The sequence below is a fragment of the Streptococcus sp. HMSC065C01 genome, from assembly GCF_001813525.1.
Classification (GTDB): domain Bacteria; phylum Bacillota; class Bacilli; order Lactobacillales; family Streptococcaceae; genus Streptococcus; species Streptococcus parasanguinis_V.
Map to the genome: position 1 here is coordinate 1 of NZ_KV812833.1, position 254 is coordinate 254.

Sequence of the window (254 nt, forward strand, 5' to 3'; positions counted from 1 at the left end):
GAATCAATCTCGACATCAGAATCATTGTCAGCATCGTTGAGCACTTCAGTATCAGAAAGTCAGTCAGTTTCTACTTCAGTTTCAGTCTCAACATCTGAGTCAGTTTCAGTCTCTGAATCATTGTCAGCCTCTGAGTCGGTTTCAACATCGGAATCAACTTCTGCGTCTGAGTCAGCCTCAACGTCTGAATCAGTGTCTACTTCTGAATCACTTTCAACGTCTGAATCAATCTCGACATCAGAATCATTGTCAGC

Annotated in this window: 1 protein-coding gene; it reads right to left on the bottom strand. The window is 42.5% G+C overall.

Translation table 11 applies throughout. The features are described 5' to 3' along the window. Positions 1 to 59 precede the first annotated feature (59 nt). Positions 60 to 254: hypothetical protein (locus HMPREF2918_RS11740; protein WP_070594462.1), on the bottom strand; the 195-nt coding region annotated here is incomplete at its 5' end.